Here is a 19,634-nt window from a genome sequence, read left to right on the forward strand (position 1 = left end):
GGGGCCGGACGCGCGTCGGGGGGCGCGCGTACGGTGCCCGGGCCGTGCTTGTACGCGCGGGTGCGCACGTACGTCCGTGAGGGGCGGCCGGTCCTGGCGCGCCCGGCGCCACCGATGCCGGTTCCGGCGAACAGAACCGGCCGGATCGGTCACATCGGCCCACGACGGCGGATCCCCCGGTGCGGGTCAGTGCGAGGAACGCCGGAGCTGAAGCCGTTCCTTCTCGGACAGTCCGCCCCAGACGCCGAAGCGTTCGTCGTTGGCCAGGGCGTACTCCAGGCAGGCGGAGCGCATCTCGCACATACCGCAGATGCGCTTCGCCTCGCGCACCGAGCTGCCCGGCTCGGGAAAGAAGAACTCGGCCCCGGTCTGCGCGCACAGGGCCTGGCTCCGCCAGGCGGGATCGGCGGGGCTGATCGTTTCGGAGTGCATGCCCCGAGCGTGCCGGACGGCGAAAAACGTTCGATCAACGTCGGATCAACGCCGCCCGCAGACCTCCGGCCGTCCCGATGATGACCGCGCCGACGCCCGGGCGCACGGCGGCGCGCGGAAGCCGCGGCACCGGGAAAGCACCCGGTCGCGCGAAGGCCGCGGCACCGGCGGCACCCGGCACGGCGGTCGGTGCCACCGGCACGCGGCCACGGCGTGGTCGCGCCAGCGATTGCCGGCAGGCGGTGCGAGACTCGGCAGTGCAGGCAACGGGCCCCCTTTCGCAAGGAGTGCGAGGATGCTCACCACCCGTTTCGTCAACGGCGCTCCCAACTGGGTCGACCTCGGCACCACCGACCTCGACGGCGCCGCCTCCTTCTACGGCGCCCTCTTCGGCTGGCGGTTCGAGTCGGCGGGACCCGAAGCTGGCGGCTACGGCTTCTTCGAGCTGAACGGCCGGAAGGTCGCCGGTGGCATGCAGAACCCCGCCGAGCAGGGCCCGCCGTCCTGGACCGTGTACTTCCGCAGCGCGGACGCCCGGGCCACGGCCGAGGCGGTCGAGCAGGCGCACGGCACGGTGCGCATGCGGCCCATGCAGGTGATGGACCAGGGCCACATGGCGATCGTGGCCGACAGCGCCGGGGTGCCGTTCGGCATCTGGCAGCCGGCCGCGCTCGAGGGTGTGGACGTGCTCAACGAGCCCGGCGCGCTGTGCTGGCTGGAACTGTACGTTCCGGACGTCCCCGCGGCCGCGGGGTTCTACCACTCGGTGCTGGGCTGGGAGACCTCGTCCGTCCTGTTCCCCGGCGGCGCCTACACGTGCGTCAACCCGGCCGGTCAGGAGGAGGACACGGTGTTCGGCGGCTTCGTCGCGCTGTCCGACGATCCCGCGGAGGCCGCGACGGGCGCCTACTGGCTGCCGTACTTCGAGGTCACCGACACGGACGCCGTGGTCGCCGAGGCAGAGGAGCTGGGCGGCAGGGTCCGGATGCCGGCCACGGATGTGCCGGACGTCGGCCGCGTCGCCAAACTGGCCGATCCGTACGGCGCCCGCTTCGCCGTGATCAGGACCGCACCGCCGCAGGACGCCTGACGGACCGCCCGGCCCGGGAAGACCCCACGACGGCCCCGGGCGCCCCCGCTACGCCGACGCGCGCCGCACCAGCGTGGTCGGCAGGACCACACCCGCGGTGTCGTCCCCGGCGTCCGGGGCCTGCTCCCCCTCCCCGTCGGCGTTGCGGCGGTCCAGGCGGCGCAGCAGGAGGCGGGCCATCAGCCGGCCCATCTCCTCGATGTCCTGACGGATCGTGGTGAGCGGCGGGTCGGTCTGCTCGGCGACCGGCAGCATGTCGTCGAAACCGATCACGGCCACGTCGTCGGGCACACGCCGCCCCCGTTCGCGCAGCACCCGCAGGGCGCCCGCGGCGGTGATGTCGTTCGCGGCGAACACGCCGTCCAGGTCGGGGCAGCGGTCGAGGAGTTCGCGCATGGCCCGCTCTCCCCCGGCCGGGCTGAAGTCGCCCTCGACGATCAGCCGCGGGTCGGCGTCGGCCATGACGTCGCGGAAGCCGTCGAGCCGGTCCACCGCGGAGGTCTGGTCGAGGGCGCCGGTGATGTGCGCGATGCGCGTACGGCCCAGGCCGACCAGATGACGGACGGCGGTTCGGGCGCCGCCCCGGTTGTCGCTGTCCACGTACACCGCCCGGTGCGTGCCGTCGCTCCAGCCGGGACGTCCGCCGAAGACGGTCGGGACGCCGGCGTGCCGGATCAGGCCGGGCAGCGCGTCGTCGAGGTGCAGCGAGAAGACCAGCGCCCCGTCGACATGCCCGCCGGCCAGATAGCGGCCCACCCGGGCGTGGTCGTCGCGGCCCTCGGTGAGCAGCAGCACGAGTTGGCTGTCGTGGGCGGTCAACTCCTTGCTGATGCCGCGCAGTTGCAGCGCGAAGAAGGGGTCGGCGAAGACCCGGGTCTCGGGTTCCGCGATGACGACGGCGACGGCGTCGTGACGTCTGGTCACCAGGCTGCGGGCGGCCTGGTTGGGGACGTAGCCGAGTTCGTCGACCGCCTGGCGGACGCGTTCGACGAGACGTTCGCGGACACCGTCCCCGCCGTTGACCACCCGGGACACGGTGGCACGGGACACCCCCGCGCGTGCGGCCACGGCCTCCAGCGTGGGGCGGGTCACTGCCTCGGTCACTTCGGCACTCCTCACCGGCGATTGCCGATCAGGATAGTCCGCGGGCCGCCGAGGGCGTGAGAGCGCTCTCCCTCGGCGGGCCGCCGCCACGGACCCGTGCTCCGGCCGTGCCGTCGGGTCGCTCCGGGCGGTGGATCCGCCGCCCGGAGCGACCCCTCGGCCGGAGCGGCCCTCAGTGCGCGTGCGAGCCCCCGGAGCGGTGGGCCCCGCCGTCGTGGCCCGGGATCGTGCCGTCCGGCTTCTTCACCAGGAACAGCCCCACCATCCCCATGTCGGAGTGGCTCTGCACATGGCAGTGGTACATCCACGCGCCGGCGCCCACCCCCTCGCCCGCGATCACCTGGAAGCCGAAGGAGTCGGCGGGCCCGACGATCTTGTTGTCGATCACCTGGCTCGGGTCGTCGGGGCCTGTCAGCATGCCGGTGCGGTTGTCCGCCCAGCGGTGACCGTGCATGTGGAAGGTGTGGTAGTACTCGCCGTGCGTGATCATCACGAACTCGACCCGGTCGCCCACCGTGGCCTCGAAGTCGGGGCCTGCGGGCAGGTTGTTGATGGTCATGTCGTTGAAGACGATCGTGTGCGTGCTGTCCGGGAGGATGTCGCCCTTCCGGCGCACGATCACCGGCCCGTACAGCCCCTTGCGGATGCCGCCCGTGCCGTGGTCCGTGCCCACCACATGGTCGTGGTAGTGCCAGTAGCCCGCGCTGCCCGCCCGCCAGGTGCCGTCCGAACGGCGGCCCGGCGCGTGCGTGCGCCAGGTGTAGGTGCGGGATTCGCCCGGTGCGACGGCGCTGCCGCTCATCCTCGTGCCGTCGCTGGAGATCTCGTAGTCCAGCCCGTGCACATGCAGACTCGCCGTCACGTCCGTCGTGTTCTCGAACTCGATGTGCACGGTGTCGCCCTCGTTGAGTTCGATCAAGGGACCCGGGACGGTCGCCTTGCCTTTCTCGAACCCGTAACCCAACTGTCCGTCGGCGAGCTTCTCGGCATAGATCTTCAGATGCCTCACCTCGCCGCCCGCCGGGGCCTTCCTGACCGTCTCGGCGGCCGGTATCGCCTCCGACGCCACCGACAACGATGTCGCCGCGACGGCCGCGCCACCCAGGAGGACCCGTCGGTTGAACCCACGTCTGTCCACGCCGAACTCCCCACTCCGGTACGGAGTTCGAGACGGTAGCGGGACGCGCGGCGTTTATCCACACTCAGGACAAAGTTTGTTCCATCCCGGTCATACCTATTGGCGAGTCAGGCAAAGAGGTCTAGCTTCCTAGGCGCTGTTGCTGTGACCGACGAGGGGTGAGTGACCACATGCGGTCCACTTCGCACCACAGACCCATGGAATCCAGGGAGTTGCGCAGGAAGAGGAGGTCGAGGCGGGCCTGGACGGCCGCCCTGACCGCCGGGTTAGTCACCGCGGGCCTGCTGTCAGGCTCGAGCGCCGGTGCGCTTCCGGCGCCGGATCCGTCCCTGACAACGATGTCCGTCAAGTCGCCGCCCGGCGGCGCCAACGTACGTGTGCTGATCTTCCACGGGTCCGCGGCACCCGGCGACGAGTCTCCCGTCGTGAACGCCGGTATCGAGGCGATCGAGCGGATCGGGCTGACCGGTCCCACCGACCAGCGCTTCAAGGTCGAGGCCACGGACGACGCCTCGGTGTTCACCAACGGCACGCGGCTGGGCCGGTTCAACGCGGTCGTGTTCCTGACCGGCGGCGGGGACGTCCTGGACGCGGAGCAGGAGGCCGGACTCGAGGCCTACATGGAGGCCGGCGGCGGATTCGTCGGCATCCACGACGCCGCCCGCGCCGAACCGTACTCGAGCTGGTTCACCGGTCTGGTCGGGGCCCGCCCGGCGGCCTCCAGCCCGACCTCCGCGCAGCGTGCCACCGTCGAGGTCGGCGACCGCCTGCATCCCGCCACCAAGGACCTGCCGGTGACGTGGAAGCGTCCCGACAAGTGGCCGAACTGGGTGAAGAACCCCTCGGGCGACGTGCACACGGTGGCGCGGGTGCGCGAGTCGACGTACCAGCCCGGCACCGGCGCCAACGGCTGGGACCATCCGATCAGCTGGTGCCGTGACTACGACGGCGGCCGTTCCTTCTACACCGGCATGGGCGGCACGGTGTCGTCCTACGACGAGACCGATTTCCGGACGCATCTGCGCGGCGCCCTGCTGTGGACCACGCGTCTGGTGCAGGCCGACTGCAAGGCGACCGTCAACGGCAACTACAAGGCGGAGCGGCTGACCCGGCCCAATCAGGCCGGCCAGAACGACCAGATCGGCGAACCGCACGGACTGGTCGCCGCTCCCGACGGCCGCGTCCTGTACATCGGCCGCGGCGGCGCCGACAGCTCGCAGCCGGTGGTCACCGACTGGAACAACCCCGACATCGGCAAGGGCAAGGGCGAGGTCCACGTCTACGACCCGAGAACCGGGCAGGTCACCCTGGCGGGCGCCCTGTCGGTGTTCGGCAACAAGGGCGGCGGCGACGAGTTCGTCAAGGTCGAGGAGGGCCTGCTCGGCATCGAGCTCGATCCGCGCTTCGATCAGAACGGCTGGGTGTACCTCCACTACACCCCGCACGCGCAGATCAACCGGGACACCCGGATGGCCGAGCGGCGCGTCTCCCGCTTCACGCTCGACCTCGCCACCAACAAGCTCGACCTGGGCAGCGAGAAGGTGCTGCTCAAGTGGCCGGTGCAGATCCACAGCTGCTGCCACTCGGGCGGCGGTATGACGTGGGACTCCAAGGGCAACCTGTACATCGCGACCGGCGACAACAACTCCAGCCGGTTCAGCGACGGCTACTCGGGCAACAACCCCGAGCCGAACTACAAGGGCGTGTCCTACGCCGACGCGCGCCGCACCGCCGGCAACACCAACAACCTCAACGGCAAGATCCTGCGCATCCACCCGGAACCCGACGGGACGTACACCCTCCCCGACGGCAACCTGTTCACCGGGCGGGAGACCGCCGAGGGCGGCGGCAAGACGCGCGGTGAGATCTATGTGATGGGCGTCCGCAACCCTGCGCGCATCTTCGTCGACAAGGCGACCGACGTCCTGTACGCCGGCTGGGTCGGCCCGGACGCCTCGACTCCCTCGACGGTGTGGGGTCCCGCCAAGTACGACACCTTCGCCGCCATCACCGAGGCGAGCAACCGGGGCTGGCCGTACTGCATGGGCAACAAGCAGCCCTACCGAGACCGGAACCTGCCGGACCCGACCAAGCCGCTCGGCTGGTACGACTGCGACCACCCGAAGAACGAGTCCCCGAACAACGACGGCCTGGTCAACCTCCCGCCGGTCACCGGCAACAACATCTGGTACTCACCGCAGGGCGGCGCGCCCGACTTCCCGCGCGACGCGAACGGCGTGCCCTCCTACAAGCAGGAGGAGGCCACCTACGGGCTGCCCTGGCTCAAGGGCGGCGGGCAGGCCGCGATGAACGGTCCGGTCTACCGGATCGGCGACGTCTCGGCCGGCAGCACCGTCAAATGGCCCGCCTACTGGGACGGCAAGTGGTTCGTCGGCGACTTCTACGACGCCGATCAGCCGCGCAACGCGGTGCTGATGGATCCGAAGACACAGGCCGACGGCGGTCTGCCGGTGCACTCGGAGTCCCTGAAGAAGATCGTGCCGATCGGCAACGACGGGATCAAGAACCTGATGGACTGGAAGTTCGGTCCGGACGGCGCGCTGTACGTCCTGGACTACGGGCGCGGCTTCTTCACCTCGGACGCCAAGTCGGCACTGTGGCGCGTGACCTACACCGGCGGCGGGCCGACCCCGGCCGCCGACCAGCTGGCGAGGGGGTCGAAGTGATACGCCGACGAAGAGTCTGGACGGCCGTGTTCGCCGCCGTGCTCATGTTGCTCGGCCTGCAGTCGATCGTCGCGGTGGGGCAGACCGACCCACCGGGCCGGGCGGCCGAGCAGGTGCTCAACTGGACCGCCGGCAACGACATCACCAAGTACGCGTCGGCGCCCGCCACGGCGGTCGCCGGTCCGGCGACGATCGTGTTCGAGAACAGCGCGGCGACCGGCAACACCACCGGGATGCCGCACACGCTGACGTTCATCACGTCCGACCCCGAGTTCAACAACGACGTCCAGCTGAACATCCTGGCCAATCCGAACGACGGCCAGGGCGGGCGGCACACGGCTCAGGTCACCCTGACCCCGGGCCGCTACTTCTACTACTGCACCATCCCCGGCCACGGGCAGATGCAGGGCATCCTGGTGGTGACCGAGGGCAGCGGCGAGGACACCACGGCGCCGACGACCTCGGCCGAGGTGCTCGGCACGCAGAACTCCCAGGGCGAGTACGTCGGTTCCGCGAGCGTCCAGGTCACGGCCGACGACGCGGACGGATCCGGGGTCGAGCGGATCGAGTACGCGATCGGCGACGCCGGCGCCTGGCAGCCGTACACCGCGCCGGTCGTCGTCGACCAGGTGGGCGATCACGAGGTCCGCTACCGGGCGGTCGACAAGGCGGGCAACGTGTCCGCGGAGAAGAGCGCCCAGTTCACGGTGGTGCCGGTGCCGACGGACGACACCGCGCCGCCGGAGACCTCGGCCACCGTCACCGGTGAGCGGAACCCCGACGGCACCTACGTCGACATGGCGACGGTCACCGTCACCGCGTCCGACACGGGCTCCGGGGTCAACACCATCGAGTACGCGATCGGTGCCTCCGGCGGCTGGCAGCCGTACACCGCGCCGGTGATGGTGCACGAGGCCGGCGCACACACCGTCCGCTACCGCGCCACCGACAAGGCGGGCAACGTGGCGGCCGAGAAGAGCGTCGAGTTCACGGTGGTCGCCGCGCCGCCGCAGGACACCACTCCGCCGGTGACCGGTGTGACCGTGGACGGCACCCGGAACTCCGACGGGGCGTACGTGGGCAACGCCAAGGTCACCGTCAGCGCGACCGACACGGGCGGTTCGGGCGTCGCGAGCGTCGAGTACTCGCTCGACGGCGGCCCCTACCTCACGTACGCCGGACCCCTGGTCGTCGACCGGGTGGGCCCGCACACCATGGCGTACCGGGCGAGCGACGAGGCGGGCAACACCTCCGAGGCGCGCAGCGTCAGCTTCACGGTGGTGGCGGGCGGCGGGGTGCCGGCGCCCGACTGCCCCGAGTACGACGAGCGGCGGACGGTCATCGTCGGCACCGTCGACTCCGGCGTGCCCAACCGGCTCACCGAGAACCGGTGCCGGATCAACGAGCTGATCGAGGACGAGAAGGAGTGGACGTCCCACGCGCTGTTCCTCAAGCACGTGCAGACGGTCCTCGACCAGCTGAAGAAGGACGGTGTCGTCGACCAGCGGGAGTACCGGGCGATCAACAAGGCCGCCCGCCAGTCCGGCATCGGCAAGCCGGGCCAGACCGAGGGCTACCGCTCGATCCTCGACAGCAGCGCGGACTCCTTCGCCAAGTGGCAGCACGTCGGCGGCGGTTCCTTCGCGCAGAACACCGACGGATCGATCACCAGCGGCACCACCAAGGCCGGCCTGGGCATGCTGTGGTTCCCGCAGCGCAAGTACGGTGACTTCTCGCTCAGGCTCCAGTGGCGGGACGACGCTCCCGGCACGGGCAACGCCAACTCCGGTGTGTTCGTGCGCTTCCCCTACGTCCACGAGCATCCGGAGGAGTCCCGGCCGGAGTGGGTCGCCATCAAGTACGGGCACGAGGTGCAGGTGCTGGACCGGCCCGACGGCGACATGTACAAGACGGGGTCCGTCTACGGCTTCGACCGCGTGGGCCTGGCCGGCGCGGGCGTGACGCAGAAGGGCACCTGGAACGACTACGAGATCCGGGTGGTCGACCAGCACTACTCGGTCTACCGCAACGGTGTGCTGATCAACGAGTTCGACAACACCGGCGGCCAGGAGTTCACTCCGCCGCGCTCCGACGACCCCGGCACGGACGGGCGGCGGTTCGCCTCCGGCTACATCGGGCTCCAGGTGCACGGCACGACGGACGTGGTCTCGTTCCGCGACATCAGGATCAAGGAGTTGTAGGTCCCTGCTTGCGCGCCCTGCTCGGCTGGACCCGCTTCGGCTCGCCCGGCATCTTCGGATACTCGGGCGGGTAGGGCAGGTCGCCCAGCCCGTGATCGTGCTCGTCACGGCGGGCCAGTTCGAGCAGGGCCTCCAGGGAGTGACGCCGGTCGTCCATGCCCGCGTGCACGTCGCCGAGTTCGGCGAAGCGCGCGGGCATGGTCGCGAGGTCGAAGTCCCGCGGATGCGCGACGCCGACCTCGTCCCAGCGCAGCGGCGCGGAGACCGGGGCGTGCGGGCGCGGCCGTACGGAGTAGGCGGAGGCGATCGTGCGGTCCCGCGCGGTCTGGTTGTAGTCGACGAAGATCCGCTCGCCGCGCTCCTCCTTCCACCACTTGATCGTCACCTGGTCCGGCATCCGGCGCTCCAGCTCCCGGCCGACCGCGATGGCCGCTCGGCGGACCTGGGTGAAGGTCCAGCGCGGCTCGATGGGCACGAAGACGTGCAGCCCGCGTCCGCCCGAGGTCTTGGGCCAGCCGCGCAGACCGCCGAACTCTTCGAGGACAGCGCGTAGTTCGTGGGCGGCGCGGACGGCGTCGTCGAAGTCGGTGCCCGGCTGCGGATCGAGGTCGATACGGAGTTCGTCGGGGCTGTCCACGTCGTCGCGGCGCACCGGCCAGGGGTGGAAGGTCAGCGTGCCGAACTGGGCGGCCCACAGGACGGCGGCCTCCTCGGTGGGGCACATCTCGTCGGCGGCGCGTCCGCTCGGGAAGGTGATGTGGGCGGTGGGGATCCAGTCGGGCATGTTCTTCGGGGCCCGCTTCTGGAAGAACGACTCGCCGGTGACGCCGTCCGGGTAGCGCTCCAGGGTGGTGGGCCGGTTGCGCAGGGCGCGCAGGATGCCGGGGCCGACCGCCTGGTAGTACCGGGCGAGGTCCAGCTTGGTGTAGCCGCGCTCGGGGAAGAACACCTTGTCCGGGCTGGACAGCCGTACGGTCCGGCCGCCCGCCTGAAGTTCCACCGCTTCGCCCATGCGAGCCACCGTAGGCCCGCGCCGGTCCGTGCGCACACCGGGCGGACGGGGGCCGCCGGGCGCAGAATCGGAGCATGGATCTGCCGGTGATGCCTCCCGTCAAGCCGATGCTCGCCAAGTCCGCGGCGAAGATTCCACCGGACATGCACTACGAGGCCAAGTGGGACGGCTTCCGCGCGATCGTGTTCCGCGACGGGGACGAGGTGGAGCTCGGCAGCCGCACCACCAAGCCGCTGACCAGGTACTTCCCCGAGCTGGTGGCGGCGCTGAAGGAGCGCTTGCCGCAGCGCTGCGTGCTCGACGGGGAGATCGTCGTCGCCCGCGAGGGGCGGCTGGACTTCGACGCGCTCAGCGAGCGCATCCATCCCGCCGAGTCCCGGGTGCGGACGCTCGCGGAGCGCACTCCGGCCTCGTTCGTCGCCTTCGACCTGCTGGCGCTGGCCGACGAGTCGCTGCTGGACGTACCCCTCGGTGACCGGCGTGCCCTGCTGGTGATGGCGCTGTCCGGGGTGCGGGCGCCGGTGCACGTGGCGCCGGCGACCACCGACATCGACACGGCCCGGCGATGGTTCGAGCAGTACGAGGGGGCGGGTCTGGACGGGGTGATCGCCAAGCCGCTCGACCTGCGGTACCTCCCCGACCAGCGGGCCATGTTCAAGGTCAAGCACGAGCGGACGGCGGACGTCGTCGTCGCGGGCTACCGGCTGCACAAGAGCGGCCCGGTCGTCGGCTCGCTGCTGCTGGGCCTCTACGACGACCGGGGTGCCCTCCAGCACGTGGGCGTGTCCGCCGCGTTCGCCATGAAGCGGCGGGCGGAACTGATCGAGGAGCTGGAGCCGCTGCGCATGGCGGACGTCACGGGGCATCCGTGGGCGGCCTGGGCGCAGGAGTCGGCGCACGAGTCGGCCCGGCTGCCGGGCGCGCCGAGCCGCTGGTCGGGCAAGAAGGACCTGTCATGGGTGCCGCTGCGGCCGGAGCGCGTGGCGGAGGTGGCCTACGACCACATGGAGAACGGGGCGCGCTTTCGGCACACGGCCCGCTTCCGCCGGTGGCGGCCGGACCGGACGCCGGAGAGCTGCACGTACGCCCAGCTGGAGGAGCCGGTGCGCTACGACCTGGCGGAGATCTTCGCCCCGCAGACCTGAGGCGCCCCGGGCGGGTGACCGGTCCCCCGAGGGCGTGGATCAGGGCTCCATGAGGATCTTCACGGCGCCGTCCTGCTTGTGCTGGAACATCTCGTAGGCGAGCGGCGCCTCGTCGAGCCTCAGCCGGTGGGTGGCGAAGCCGTCGACGCCCAGCGGGTCCTCGTCGGTGAGGTACGGCAGGATCTCGTCGGTCCAGCGGCGCACATTGGCCTGGCCCATCCGGATCTGGAGCTGCTTGTCGAACATGGTCAGCATCGGCAGCGGGTCGGCCGTGCCGCCGTAGACGCCGGCCAGGGACAGCGTGCCGCCGCGCCGCACCAGGTCGATGGCGGTGTGCAGGGCGGCGAGCCGGTCGACGGAGAAGCGTTCGGCGAGCGGGCCGCTCAGTTTCCGGGGCAGCAGCGCGGAGGCCTGCTGGGCCAGCCGGGCCGCCGCGCTGCCGTGCGCCTCGGTGCCGACCGCGTCGATCACGGCGTCGGGGCCGCGGCCGTCCGTCCGGTCGCGGATCGCGGCCACGAGTTCCTTCTCGTCGTCGAAGACCCTGAGGTCGAACGTCTCCACCCCCAGCTCCCGGGCCCGCCGCAGCCGGTCGCCGACCAGATCGACCCCGAACACCCGCCCGGCGCCCAGGGCCTGGGCGATGCGGCAGGCCATGTCGCCGACCGGTCCGAGTCCGAGGACCGCGATGCTGCCGCCGCGCGGGACGTCGGCGTAGGCGACGGCCTGCCAGGCGGTGGGCAGCACGTCGGACAGATAGACGAAGCGGTCGTCGGGCGGCCCGTGCGGGACCTTGATCGGGCCGAACTGCGCCTGCGGGACGCGCAGGTACTCGGCCTGGCCGCCCGGCACCGAGCCGTACAGGCGGGTGTAGCCGAACATGGCGGCGCCCATGCCCTCGCCGGTCACCTGGGTGGTCTCGCACTGGGTGGGCAGCGAGTCGAGGCACATCCAGCAGTTGCCGCACGCGATCTGGAACGGCACGACGATGCGGTCGCCGGCCGCCAGGTCCGGCACTCCGGGCCCGACCTCCTCGACGATGCCCATCGGTTCGTGTCCGAGGATGTCGCCCGGCGTCATGAACGGGGTGAGGACCTCGTACAGATGCAGATCGGAGCCGCACAGCCCGGTCGAGGTGACGCGGATGACGGCGTCGGTCGGTTCCTCGATGCGTGGATCGGGCACGTTCTCCACCCGGACGTCCCGTCTGCCCTGCCACGTCACAGCCCTCATCGTGCCGCGCTCCCTCCGCCTGCCCGAGTTCCCGGTCGCCGGTTCTGCGGCTCGGCCCGGGTACCCGGGCTGACCGGGGCGAACCGTCTACCGGACCCGTGGGCCGATCGGCGTATTCACCGCGAGCCGTCGACGCATTCGGCGGTCAGAAGTCGACGTATCTGCTCAGGTATGGCAAGCGATGAACGGATAAGCGCACAATCAACGACACGGGACTGGGTGGGTGGCGACGGTGGGCATGGGACGAACGGCGCGGGCGCGGCGCGCCGCCGCGGCGGTGGTACTGCTGGCGGCGGCGATGACGGCCTCCCTGACGACGGGCTGCACGAACGGCCGCGGCCCGGCCGACGACGGGCGCGGGCCCGCGACGACGCCCACACCGAGCCCGCGGCCCAGTGACTCCGGCGACGACGAGGCCGTCGCCGACGCCGGTCCGGTACTCGCCGTGAAGATCGACAACGTCCGCGGGGCCCGGCCGCAGACCGGCCTGACCGAGGCGGACGTCGTCTACGTCGAGCAGGTCGAGGGCGGGCTGAGCCGGCTGATGGCGGTGTACGCGAGCCGGCTGCCGAAGGTGGTCGGGCCGGTGCGCAGCGCCCGGGAGACCGACCTCGAACTGCTGCGCCAGTTCGACCGGCCGACGCTCGCCTTCTCCGGCGCCCAGCGCAAGCTGACCCCGCTGATCGACGGGGCCCCGCTGCGGGCCGAGCCGCCCGGCCGGACGTCGGGCGCGTACTTCCGGGCCGCGGACGAGGCCGCCCCGCACAATCTGTACCTCCGCCCCGGGCGCGTGCTGCCGGAGGCCCCGGGCGCCGAGGCCCTGACCACCGGTTTCACCTTCGGCGCGGCCCCGGCCGGCGGAACCGCGCAGCGGACCCGCACGGTGCGCTTCCCGGCGGCCCGCTTCACCTTCACCTGGTCCGCGGAACGAGGCCGCTATCTCGTCACGATGGACGGGACGCCCGCGACGACGGCCGACGGCACCCGGCTGGCTCCCGCGACCGTGGTGGTGCAGTACGTGCGCGTGCGCAGGTCGGAGTACTTCGACGCGCGCGGCAACAACACCCCGTTCAGCGAGACGGTGGGCACCGGGAAGGCACTGGTGCTGCGGGACGGCACGACGCACTCCGTGAACTGGCGGCGCGCGACGGCCGGCGACGGCACCCGGTTCACGACCGGCGACGGCACGCCGGTGAACCTCGCCCCGGGCCAGGTGTGGGTCGTCCTGGTGAAGGCCTGATCACGGATGCGCGGCATGGGACTCCGCGGGGTTGCGGAGTCCTTCCGCCGCGTCGGACACCCTGCGGATGAGTTCGAGGAACTGGGTCTGCTCGGCCGCGGACAGCGGCGCCAGGAGGACCTGGTTCATCCGGGCGGTGCGCACCGCGAGCTTGCGGTGGGCGCGCACGCCCTCGTCGGTCGCGCGCAGCAGGAAGCGGCGGCCGTCGCGGGGGTCGCGGGCCTTGTCCAGCAGTCCGCGACGGCCGAGGCGGCCGATCACCTCGGCGACGGTGGACCGGTCCAGGCCGACCCGCTCCCCCACCGAACGCTGATCGAGGCCCGGCTCGTCGACGAGCACGTCGAGGACGGCGAACTGCGGTGAGGTGATCTGCTCCGAGACCATCGTGTTCCACAGCAGGTGGTGCGCCTGCTGGAGCCGCCGGGCCAGATGCCCCGGGTGGTTGGCGAGGTCCGTCGCCGCCATGTCGGCTCCCCGTGGTCGATTCCGTCAGTGCACTGACCATAGCGCGGTGGTGGCGTCGTGTCGCCGGGGCGGCGAGGGGCATGGCGATCACCCCGCCCGGGAATCCCGAGGTCTTGACGGCGCCACCGACCGATGGGAGCGTGAAGAAAACTTCACTGATTTACTCAGTGCCCTGAGCGATCGGGGTGCCGAAGCTCGGAAGAGATGGGGCCTGTCGAATGGACAAGGTGGTGGCCACCGCCGCGGAGGCGGTGGCCGACGTACCGGACGGCGCGAGTCTGGCGGTCGGCGGCTTCGGGCTGAGCGGTGTGCCGGACGTGCTGATCCAGGCGCTCCACGAGCGTGCGGTGACCGGCCTGTCGGTGGTCTCCAACAACTGCGGGGCACTGGAGTCCGGCCTCGCGGTGCTGCTCGCCGCCGGGCGGATCGCGCGGGTGACCGGCTCCTACATCGGCGCGAACAAGGAGTTCGCCCGCCAGTACCTGGCCGGGGAACTGGAGGTGGAGCTGATCCCGCAGGGCACGCTGGCCGAGCGGCTGCGGGCCGGCGGCGCCGGGATCCCCGCCTTCTACACCCCGGCGGGCGTCGGCACCCAGGTCGCCGACGGCGGACTGCCCTGGCGCTACGACGGCTCCGGCGGCGTCGCGGTGACCTCACCGCCCAAGGAGGTGCGCGCGTTCGACGGCGTGGAGCACGTCCTGGAGCACGGCATCCGCACCGACTTCGCGCTCGTGCGCGCCGCCCGGGGCGACCGGCACGGCAATCTCGTCTTCAACAAGTCCGCCCGCAACTTCAACCCGCTCGCGGCGATGGCCGGGCGAATCACCGTCGCCGAGGTGGAGCGACTGGTCGAACCCGGCGAACTGGACCCGGACGCGGTGCACCTGCCCGGCGTCTTCGTCCAGCGCGTGGTGGCCCTCACACCCGAGCAGGCGGCCGACAAGCAGATCGAACGGCGCACCGTCTCGGCGCCCGCGGCACGGGGGACGGTGAGCGGCTGATGGCCTGGACACGTGAACAGATGGCGGCGCGGGCGGCGCGCGAACTCTCCGACGGCCAGTACGTCAACCTGGGCATCGGCCTGCCCACCCTGATCCCCAATCACCTCCCGCCCGGCGTCGAGGTCGTCCTGGAGTCGGAGAACGGCATCCTGGGCACCGGCCCCTACCCCGCCGACGACGAGGTCGACCCCGATCTGATCAACGCGGGCAAGGAGACCGTCACGGTCCTGCCCGGCGCGTCCTTCTTCGACTCGGCGCTGTCGTTCTCGATGATCCGGGGCGGCCACATCGACGCGGCCGTGCTCGGCGCGATGCAGGTCTCCGCCCGCGGCGACCTCGCGAACTGGGCCGTCCCCGGCAGGATGATCACCGGAATCGGCGGAGCGATGGACCTGGTGCACGGTGCCCGGACCGTCATCGTGGTGATGGCCCACACCGCCAAGGACGGCAGCCCGAAGCTGGTCGAGGAGTGCACGCTGCCGCTCACCGGGAAGGCGTGCGTGGACCGGATCGTCACCGACCTCGGCGTGCTCGACGTCAGCGACGGCGGGCTGGTGCTCGTCGAGTGCGCGCCGGGCGTCACCGTCGAGGAGATCACCGCCCGGACCGGCGCCGAGGTCCTCGTGCAGCAGGAGCCGCCGTCATGAAGGACGTCTACGTCGTCGACTCGGCACGCACGCCGGTCGGCCGGTACGACGGCGCGCTCGCCGCGGTCCGCCCCGACGACCTGGCCGCCCGGGTCCTCGGCTGCCCGGCCGAACGGCCCGAGTTCGCCCCGGCGGTCCTCGATCCGCGCGGCGGCGCCATCGCCCTCGGCCATCCGCTCGGCGCCTCCGGCACCCGCCTCGCCGGCACGGTCGCCCATCAGCCCGCCCGGCGCGGCACCGGAGTCGCCGCCCTCCGCATCGGCGTGGGCCAGGGCCTCGCCCTCGTCCTGGAACGGTAGGAACCGCCATGGCTCTCACCCAGCACGACATCGACCGGGAGATCGCGGCCGAGCACGCCGCCTACGAGAAGCGGGTCGCGGACGGCGCGCCGGTCGAGCACCATCCGCGCCGCGACTACGCGCCGTACCGCTCCTCCCTGCTGCGCCACCCCGAGCAGCCCTTGGTCGCCATAGACGTGGCCCGGGACCCGGAGCTGGTCGAGCTGGCCTCCCCGGCGTTCGGTGAGCGGGACCTCACGGAGGTCGACGACGATCTGACGCGGCACCACACCGGTGAGCCGATCGGCGAGCGGATCTCCGTCTCCGGCCGGCTGCTGGACCGCTCGGGACGCCCGGTGCGCGGTCAGCTCGTCGAGATCTGGCAGGCCAACTCGGCCGGCCGGTACGCCCACCGGGGCGAGCAGCACGACGCCCCGCTGGACCCCAACTTCACCGGCGTCGGCCGCACCCTGACCGACGGCCACGGCTTCTACCGCTTCACCACCGTGCGGCCCGGCCCCTACCCGTGGCGCAACCACGTGGGCGCCTGGCGACCGGCGCACATCCACTTCTCGGTGTTCGGTTCGGCGTTCACCCAGCGGCTGGTCACGCAGATGTACTTCCCGAACGACCCCCTCTTCGCCCACGACCCGATCCTCCAGTCCGTCACGGACGACGCCGCACGGCGGCGGCTGGTCGCCACCTACGACCACGACCTGTCGGTGCCGGAGTTCTCGCTGGGCTACCACTGGGACATCGTGCTCGACGGCCCGGACGCCACCTGGACGGAAGAAGGACGCTGACCGCCATGACCAGGATCGACACCAGCACCCCGGCGGACGTGCCGCCCACGCCGTCGCACACGGTCGGCCCCTTCTACGGGTACGCGCTGCCCTTCCCAGGCGGCGGCGACATCGCGCCCGCCGGCCACCCCGACACGATCACCGTGCACGGCCGGGTGACCGACGGCGCGGGCGCGCCGCTGCCGGACGCGATCGTGGAGCTGTGGGGGCCGGATCCGGACGGCGCCCTGCCGACCACGGACGGCTCGATGCGCCGCGACCCGGCCTCAGGCGGCTTCCTCGGCCGCAACGGCGTGGAGTTCACCGGCTGGGGCCGTGTGCAGACGGACGCGGACGGCCACTGGGTCGCGCGTACGCTGCGGCCCGGGGCGCGCGGGCGCAGCGCGCCCTACCTCAGCGTGTGCCTCTTCGCACGCGGCCTGCTGGTGCACCTGTTCACCCGGATCTACCTGCCGGGCGACGAGGCCGCGCTCGCCGCGGACCCGCTGCTGTCCCGGCTGGACGGAGCGCGCCGCGACACCCTGATCGCCCGCGCCGAGCGCGACGGCGCCCACCGGTTCGACATCCGCCTCCAGGGTGAGGGCGAGACGGTCTTCCTGGAGTTCCGGTGACCGCCGAGCCGTCGGGGCCCGCGGCGTCCCCGGCCGGCCCCGACGCCGGTCTGCTCGGCCCGGGATGGGCCGGGTCGCCCGCCGCGACCGCGACGGGCGACCGCGCCTGGCTCCAGGCGCTGCTCGACGCGGAGGCCGCGCTGACCCGGGCGCAGGCCGCGCTCGATCTGGCGCCCGCTCGCGCGGCCGCGGCGGTCACCGCGGCGGCGGACGCCGACCGGTTCGACGTACGGTCCCTGGCGGAGCGGGCCCGCGGCGGCGGCAACCCGGTGATCCCGCTGATCGCCGACCTGACGGCGGCGGTGGGCGAGGAGCACGGGCCGTATGTGCACCGCGGCGCCACCAGCCAGGACATCATGGACACGGCGGCGATGCTGGTCGCCGCGCGCACCCTGGACCTCGTCCTGGCCGATCTCGCGCGCGTGGCGGCGGCACTGGCCCGGCTGGCCGCCGCCCACCGGGACAGCGCGATGCCCGGCCGCACCCTCACCCAGCACGCCGTCCCGACCACCTTCGGCCTGAAGGCGGCGGGCTGGCGCTCGCTGGTGCTCGACGCCCGCGACCGTCTGACCGCGGTACGGAACGCGCTCCCCGCCCAACTGGGCGGTGCGGCGGGCACCCTGGCCGCCTTCTCGGCGTACGGCGCGAGTGATCCGACCGCGCTGCCGGCGGCGTACGCCCGCGAACTCGGCCTGCGGGCGCCCGCCCTGCCCTGGCACACCCTGCGGACCCCGCTCGCCGACCTGGCCGGCGCCCTGGCCCTGACCGCCGGGGCACTCGGCAAGATCGCGGCGGATGTGCTGACCCTGTCCCGCACCGAGATCGCCGAGGTGGCGGAGGGCGGCGGCGGAGGCTCGTCGGCCATGCCGCACAAGGCCAATCCCGTACGGTCCACGCTGATCGCCGCCGCCGCGCGGCGCGCACCGCTGCTGGCCGCCACGTTGTTCGGGACGCTGACCGCTCAGGACGAACGCCCGGCCGGGGCCTGGCACGCCGAGTGGGAGCCGCTGCGCGACCTGCTGCGGCTGACCGGCGGGGCGGCCCGGGACGCCGTGGAACTCACCGAGGGCCTGCGGGTCCGCCCCGATCTGATGCGGGAACACCTCGGGTTCACCCACGGCTCGATCGTCTCGGAACGGCTGTCGGCCGAACTGACCCCGCTCCTCGGGCGGGCCCGCGCCGATGAACTGCTCTCCCGGCTCGCCGGGCGGGCGCGGGCCGAGCACCGGCCGCTGAGCGAACTCCTCGCGGAGGAGCCGGCGTTGAAGGAACTCGACCTGGCCGAGCTGACCGATCCCAGCCGCTACACCGGCTCCGCCGGGGCCCTCACCGACCGAGCGCTGGAGCGCCGATGACCGGGAAACTCCTCGACCACCGCGTCGAAGGGCCCGCTTCGGCTCCCCCGCTGCTGCTCGGACCGTCGCTCGGCACCTCGCTCGCCCTGTGGGACCGGGTGGCGCCCGAACTGTCCGCCACCCACCGGGTGATCCGCTGGGACCTGCCGGGGCACGGCGGCTCCGCGCCGGAGCTGATCGGGCCCGGCGCCACCGTCGCCGACCTCGCCGGCCTGGTGCTCGCGCTCGCCGACTTGCTCGGCGTGGAGCGGTTCGCCCACGCCGGAGTGTCGCTGGGCGGTGCGGTCGGCCTGCATCTGGCGGTGCACCACCCCCAGCGGGTGTCGTCGCTGGCCGTGATCTGCTCGTCGGCCCACTTCGGCGGCGCGCAGCCGTGGCGGGAGCGGGCCGCCCGGGTGCGGCACGAAGGGCTCGCCCCGCTCGCCGCAAGCGCGGACGCCCGCTGGTTCACCGCCGGATTCACCGTGCCCCGGCTGGTCCAGGACCACCGGGAGGCCGACCCGGCGGCGTACGCGGCCTGCTGCGACGCGCTCGCCGCGTTCGACCTGCGGGACGAGCTGGCACGGATCTCCGCGCCCACGCTGCTGGTCGCCGGGCGTGAGGACCCGGCGACCCCGCCCGCGCACCTGCGGGAGATCGCGGACGCCGTGCCGGGAGCCGCGCTGGTGGAGATCCCCGGCGCCTCCCATCTGGCGCCCGCGCAATGCCCCGAGGCGGTACTGGCCGCGCTGCGGGCGCACTTCGACGGCACCGCCCGGCACGGTACGAGCGTACGGCGCGAGGTGCTCGGCGACGCCCACGTCGACCGGGCCCAGGCGGCGCAGACCCCGTTCACCGCCCGCTTCCAGGACTTCATCTCGCGCTACGCCTGGGGCGAGATCTGGACCGACCCGACACTCACCCGGCGCGAACGGAGCATGATCACGCTGACCGCGCTGGTCGCGCACGGCCACCACGACGAGCTGGCCCTGCATGTGCGGGCGGCGCGGCGCGGCGGTCTCACCCCCGAGGAGATCGGTGCGGTGCTGCTCCAGACGGCCGTGTACTGCGGGGTCCCGGCCGCCAACGCGGCGTTCGCGACGGCCCAGCGGGTGCTGGCGGAGGAGGAAGCCGAGAAAACCAGGGAAGCCGAGGATGCCGAGGGAGCGGCAGGAGGCACCGGCGACGACGCGAGGTGACCCCGCCGGCCGTGGCC

At 72.4% G+C, this 19,634-nt stretch carries 17 protein-coding genes and 1 pseudogene; 12 read left to right on the plus strand and 6 right to left on the minus strand.

Going from position 1 to position 19,634, the window contains the following annotated elements; all coding sequences use genetic code 11:
* Positions 1-186: 186 nt before the first annotated feature.
* On the minus strand, positions 187-432 hold the full coding sequence (locus DN051_RS08715; protein WP_053759032.1) for a WhiB family transcriptional regulator: 246 nt from the start codon (positions 430-432) through the stop codon (positions 187-189).
* Positions 433-727: 295 nt separating this feature from the next.
* Here DN051_RS08715 and DN051_RS08720 point away from each other — a divergent pair, with 295 nt between their 5' ends.
* Positions 728-1,522, plus strand: coding sequence for a VOC family protein (locus DN051_RS08720; RefSeq protein WP_053759033.1), 795 nt, complete (start codon positions 728-730; stop codon positions 1,520-1,522).
* A 48-nt stretch (positions 1,523-1,570) separates the two neighbouring features.
* Here DN051_RS08720 and DN051_RS08725 read toward each other — a convergent pair whose 3' ends face one another.
* Both DN051_RS08725 and DN051_RS08730 read right to left on the minus strand, forming a co-directional pair.
* Positions 1,571-2,626, minus strand: a complete 1,056-nt coding sequence (locus DN051_RS08725; protein ID WP_112438437.1) for a LacI family DNA-binding transcriptional regulator — start codon at positions 2,624-2,626, stop codon at positions 1,571-1,573.
* Between the two features lie 172 nt (positions 2,627-2,798).
* Positions 2,799-3,764 (minus strand): multicopper oxidase domain-containing protein, encoded by a 966-nt coding sequence (locus tag DN051_RS08730; protein ID WP_053759035.1) that lies wholly within the window; start codon positions 3,762-3,764, stop codon positions 2,799-2,801.
* 197 nt (positions 3,765-3,961) lie between these two features.
* On the opposite strand from DN051_RS08730, the gene DN051_RS08735 reads away from it, so the two are divergent.
* Together DN051_RS08735 and DN051_RS08740 are read left to right on the plus strand one after the other, a co-directional pair.
* Complete coding sequence (locus DN051_RS08735) at positions 3,962-6,451, plus strand: ThuA domain-containing protein (RefSeq protein WP_199314909.1); 2,490 nt, start codon at positions 3,962-3,964, stop codon at positions 6,449-6,451.
* Positions 6,452-6,495: 44 nt separating this feature from the next.
* A complete protein-coding gene (locus DN051_RS08740; protein ID WP_112442168.1) occupies positions 6,496-8,652 on the plus strand; it encodes an OmpL47-type beta-barrel domain-containing protein in 2,157 nt (718 codons plus the stop codon).
* On the opposite strand, the gene ligD is transcribed toward DN051_RS08740, so the two are convergent.
* Entirely contained in the window at positions 8,639-9,664 is a 1,026-nt protein-coding gene (gene ligD / locus DN051_RS08745) for a non-homologous end-joining DNA ligase (RefSeq protein WP_112438438.1), read from the minus strand. The two genes, DN051_RS08740 and ligD, sit on opposite strands and share 14 nt — an antisense overlap.
* Positions 9,665-9,738: 74 nt before the next feature.
* Here ligD and DN051_RS08750 point away from each other — a divergent pair, with 74 nt between their 5' ends.
* Positions 9,739-10,809 (plus strand): ATP-dependent DNA ligase, encoded by a 1,071-nt coding sequence (locus DN051_RS08750; protein WP_053759037.1) that lies wholly within the window; start codon positions 9,739-9,741, stop codon positions 10,807-10,809.
* Positions 10,810-10,848: 39 nt separating this feature from the next.
* Here DN051_RS08750 and DN051_RS08755 read toward each other — a convergent pair whose 3' ends face one another.
* The gene (locus tag DN051_RS08755) at positions 10,849-12,039 is read right to left on the minus strand and encodes a zinc-dependent alcohol dehydrogenase (RefSeq protein ID WP_053759038.1); all 1,191 of its coding nucleotides are present in this window, start codon (positions 12,037-12,039) and stop codon (positions 10,849-10,851) included.
* Positions 12,040-12,277: 238 nt separating this feature from the next.
* Between DN051_RS08755 and DN051_RS08760 the strand changes: the two genes are divergently transcribed.
* The gene (locus tag DN051_RS08760) at positions 12,278-13,279 is read left to right on the plus strand and encodes a DUF3048 domain-containing protein (RefSeq protein WP_112438439.1); all 1,002 of its coding nucleotides are present in this window, start codon (positions 12,278-12,280) and stop codon (positions 13,277-13,279) included.
* On the opposite strand, the gene DN051_RS08765 is transcribed toward DN051_RS08760, so the two are convergent.
* Positions 13,280-13,744 carry a MarR family winged helix-turn-helix transcriptional regulator gene (locus DN051_RS08765; RefSeq protein ID WP_053759039.1) on the minus strand — a complete coding sequence of 155 codons (465 nt, stop codon included), beginning with the start codon at positions 13,742-13,744 and terminating at the stop codon, positions 13,280-13,282.
* Positions 13,745-13,962: 218 nt separating this feature from the next.
* On the opposite strand from DN051_RS08765, the gene DN051_RS08770 reads away from it, so the two are divergent.
* The 7 genes and pseudogenes from DN051_RS08770 to pcaDC all read left to right on the plus strand — a co-directional run bounded on the left by DN051_RS08770 (position 13,963) and on the right by pcaDC (position 19,617).
* Positions 13,963-14,745 carry a CoA transferase subunit A gene (locus tag DN051_RS08770; RefSeq protein WP_053759040.1) on the plus strand — a complete coding sequence of 261 codons (783 nt, stop codon included), beginning with the start codon at positions 13,963-13,965 and terminating at the stop codon, positions 14,743-14,745.
* Entirely contained in the window at positions 14,745-15,392 is a 648-nt protein-coding gene (locus DN051_RS08775) for a CoA transferase subunit B (RefSeq protein WP_112438440.1), read from the plus strand. Before DN051_RS08770 ends, DN051_RS08775 begins: the two co-directional genes overlap by 1 nt.
* 83 nt (positions 15,393-15,475) lie before the next feature.
* Positions 15,476-15,691: pseudogene (locus DN051_RS08780) on the plus strand (3-oxoadipyl-CoA thiolase); the annotation flags it as partial.
* An 8-nt stretch (positions 15,692-15,699) separates the two neighbouring features.
* Positions 15,700-16,473, plus strand: a complete 774-nt coding sequence (gene pcaH / locus DN051_RS08785; RefSeq protein WP_112438441.1) for a protocatechuate 3,4-dioxygenase subunit beta — start codon at positions 15,700-15,702, stop codon at positions 16,471-16,473.
* A 5-nt stretch (positions 16,474-16,478) separates the two neighbouring features.
* Complete coding sequence (pcaG, locus tag DN051_RS08790; RefSeq protein ID WP_053759044.1) at positions 16,479-17,084, plus strand: protocatechuate 3,4-dioxygenase subunit alpha; 606 nt, start codon at positions 16,479-16,481, stop codon at positions 17,082-17,084.
* Positions 17,081-18,439, plus strand: coding sequence for a 3-carboxy-cis,cis-muconate cycloisomerase (gene pcaB, locus DN051_RS08795; RefSeq protein ID WP_112438442.1), 1,359 nt, complete (start codon positions 17,081-17,083; stop codon positions 18,437-18,439). The genes pcaG and pcaB overlap by 4 nt, the downstream gene beginning before the upstream one ends.
* Positions 18,436-19,617, plus strand: a complete 1,182-nt coding sequence (pcaDC, locus tag DN051_RS08800; RefSeq protein ID WP_112438443.1) for a bifunctional 3-oxoadipate enol-lactonase/4-carboxymuconolactone decarboxylase PcaDC — start codon at positions 18,436-18,438, stop codon at positions 19,615-19,617. Before pcaB ends, pcaDC begins: the two co-directional genes overlap by 4 nt.
* Positions 19,618-19,634 lie beyond the last annotated feature (17 nt).

The sequence above is a fragment of the Streptomyces cadmiisoli genome (assembly GCF_003261055.1).
GTDB lineage: Bacteria > Actinomycetota > Actinomycetes > Streptomycetales > Streptomycetaceae > Streptomyces > Streptomyces cadmiisoli.

Coding starts and splice junctions, on each gene's coding strand:
- DN051_RS08720 (WP_053759033.1), top strand. CDS start 728: ATGCTCACCACCCGTTTCGTCAACGGCGCTCCCAACTGGGTCGACCTC.
- DN051_RS08740 (WP_112442168.1), top strand. CDS start 6,496: ATGTTGCTCGGCCTGCAGTCGATCGTCGCGGTGGGGCAGACCGACCCA.
- DN051_RS08750 (WP_053759037.1), top strand. CDS start 9,739: ATGGATCTGCCGGTGATGCCTCCCGTCAAGCCGATGCTCGCCAAGTCC.
- pcaDC (WP_112438443.1), top strand. CDS start 18,436: ATGACCGGGAAACTCCTCGACCACCGCGTCGAAGGGCCCGCTTCGGCT.
- pcaG (WP_053759044.1), top strand. CDS start 16,479: ATGACCAGGATCGACACCAGCACCCCGGCGGACGTGCCGCCCACGCCG.
- DN051_RS08760 (WP_112438439.1), top strand. CDS start 12,278: ATGGGACGAACGGCGCGGGCGCGGCGCGCCGCCGCGGCGGTGGTACTG.
- DN051_RS08770 (WP_053759040.1), top strand. CDS start 13,963: ATGGACAAGGTGGTGGCCACCGCCGCGGAGGCGGTGGCCGACGTACCG.
- DN051_RS08735 (WP_199314909.1), top strand. CDS start 3,962: ATGGAATCCAGGGAGTTGCGCAGGAAGAGGAGGTCGAGGCGGGCCTGG.
- DN051_RS08775 (WP_112438440.1), top strand. CDS start 14,745: ATGGCCTGGACACGTGAACAGATGGCGGCGCGGGCGGCGCGCGAACTC.
- ligD (WP_112438438.1), bottom strand. CDS start 9,664: ATGGGCGAAGCGGTGGAACTTCAGGCGGGCGGCCGGACCGTACGGCTG.
- DN051_RS08755 (WP_053759038.1), bottom strand. CDS start 12,039: ATGAGGGCTGTGACGTGGCAGGGCAGACGGGACGTCCGGGTGGAGAAC.
- pcaH (WP_112438441.1), top strand. CDS start 15,700: ATGGCTCTCACCCAGCACGACATCGACCGGGAGATCGCGGCCGAGCAC.
- DN051_RS08765 (WP_053759039.1), bottom strand. CDS start 13,744: ATGGCGGCGACGGACCTCGCCAACCACCCGGGGCATCTGGCCCGGCGG.
- DN051_RS08715 (WP_053759032.1), bottom strand. CDS start 432: ATGCACTCCGAAACGATCAGCCCCGCCGATCCCGCCTGGCGGAGCCAG.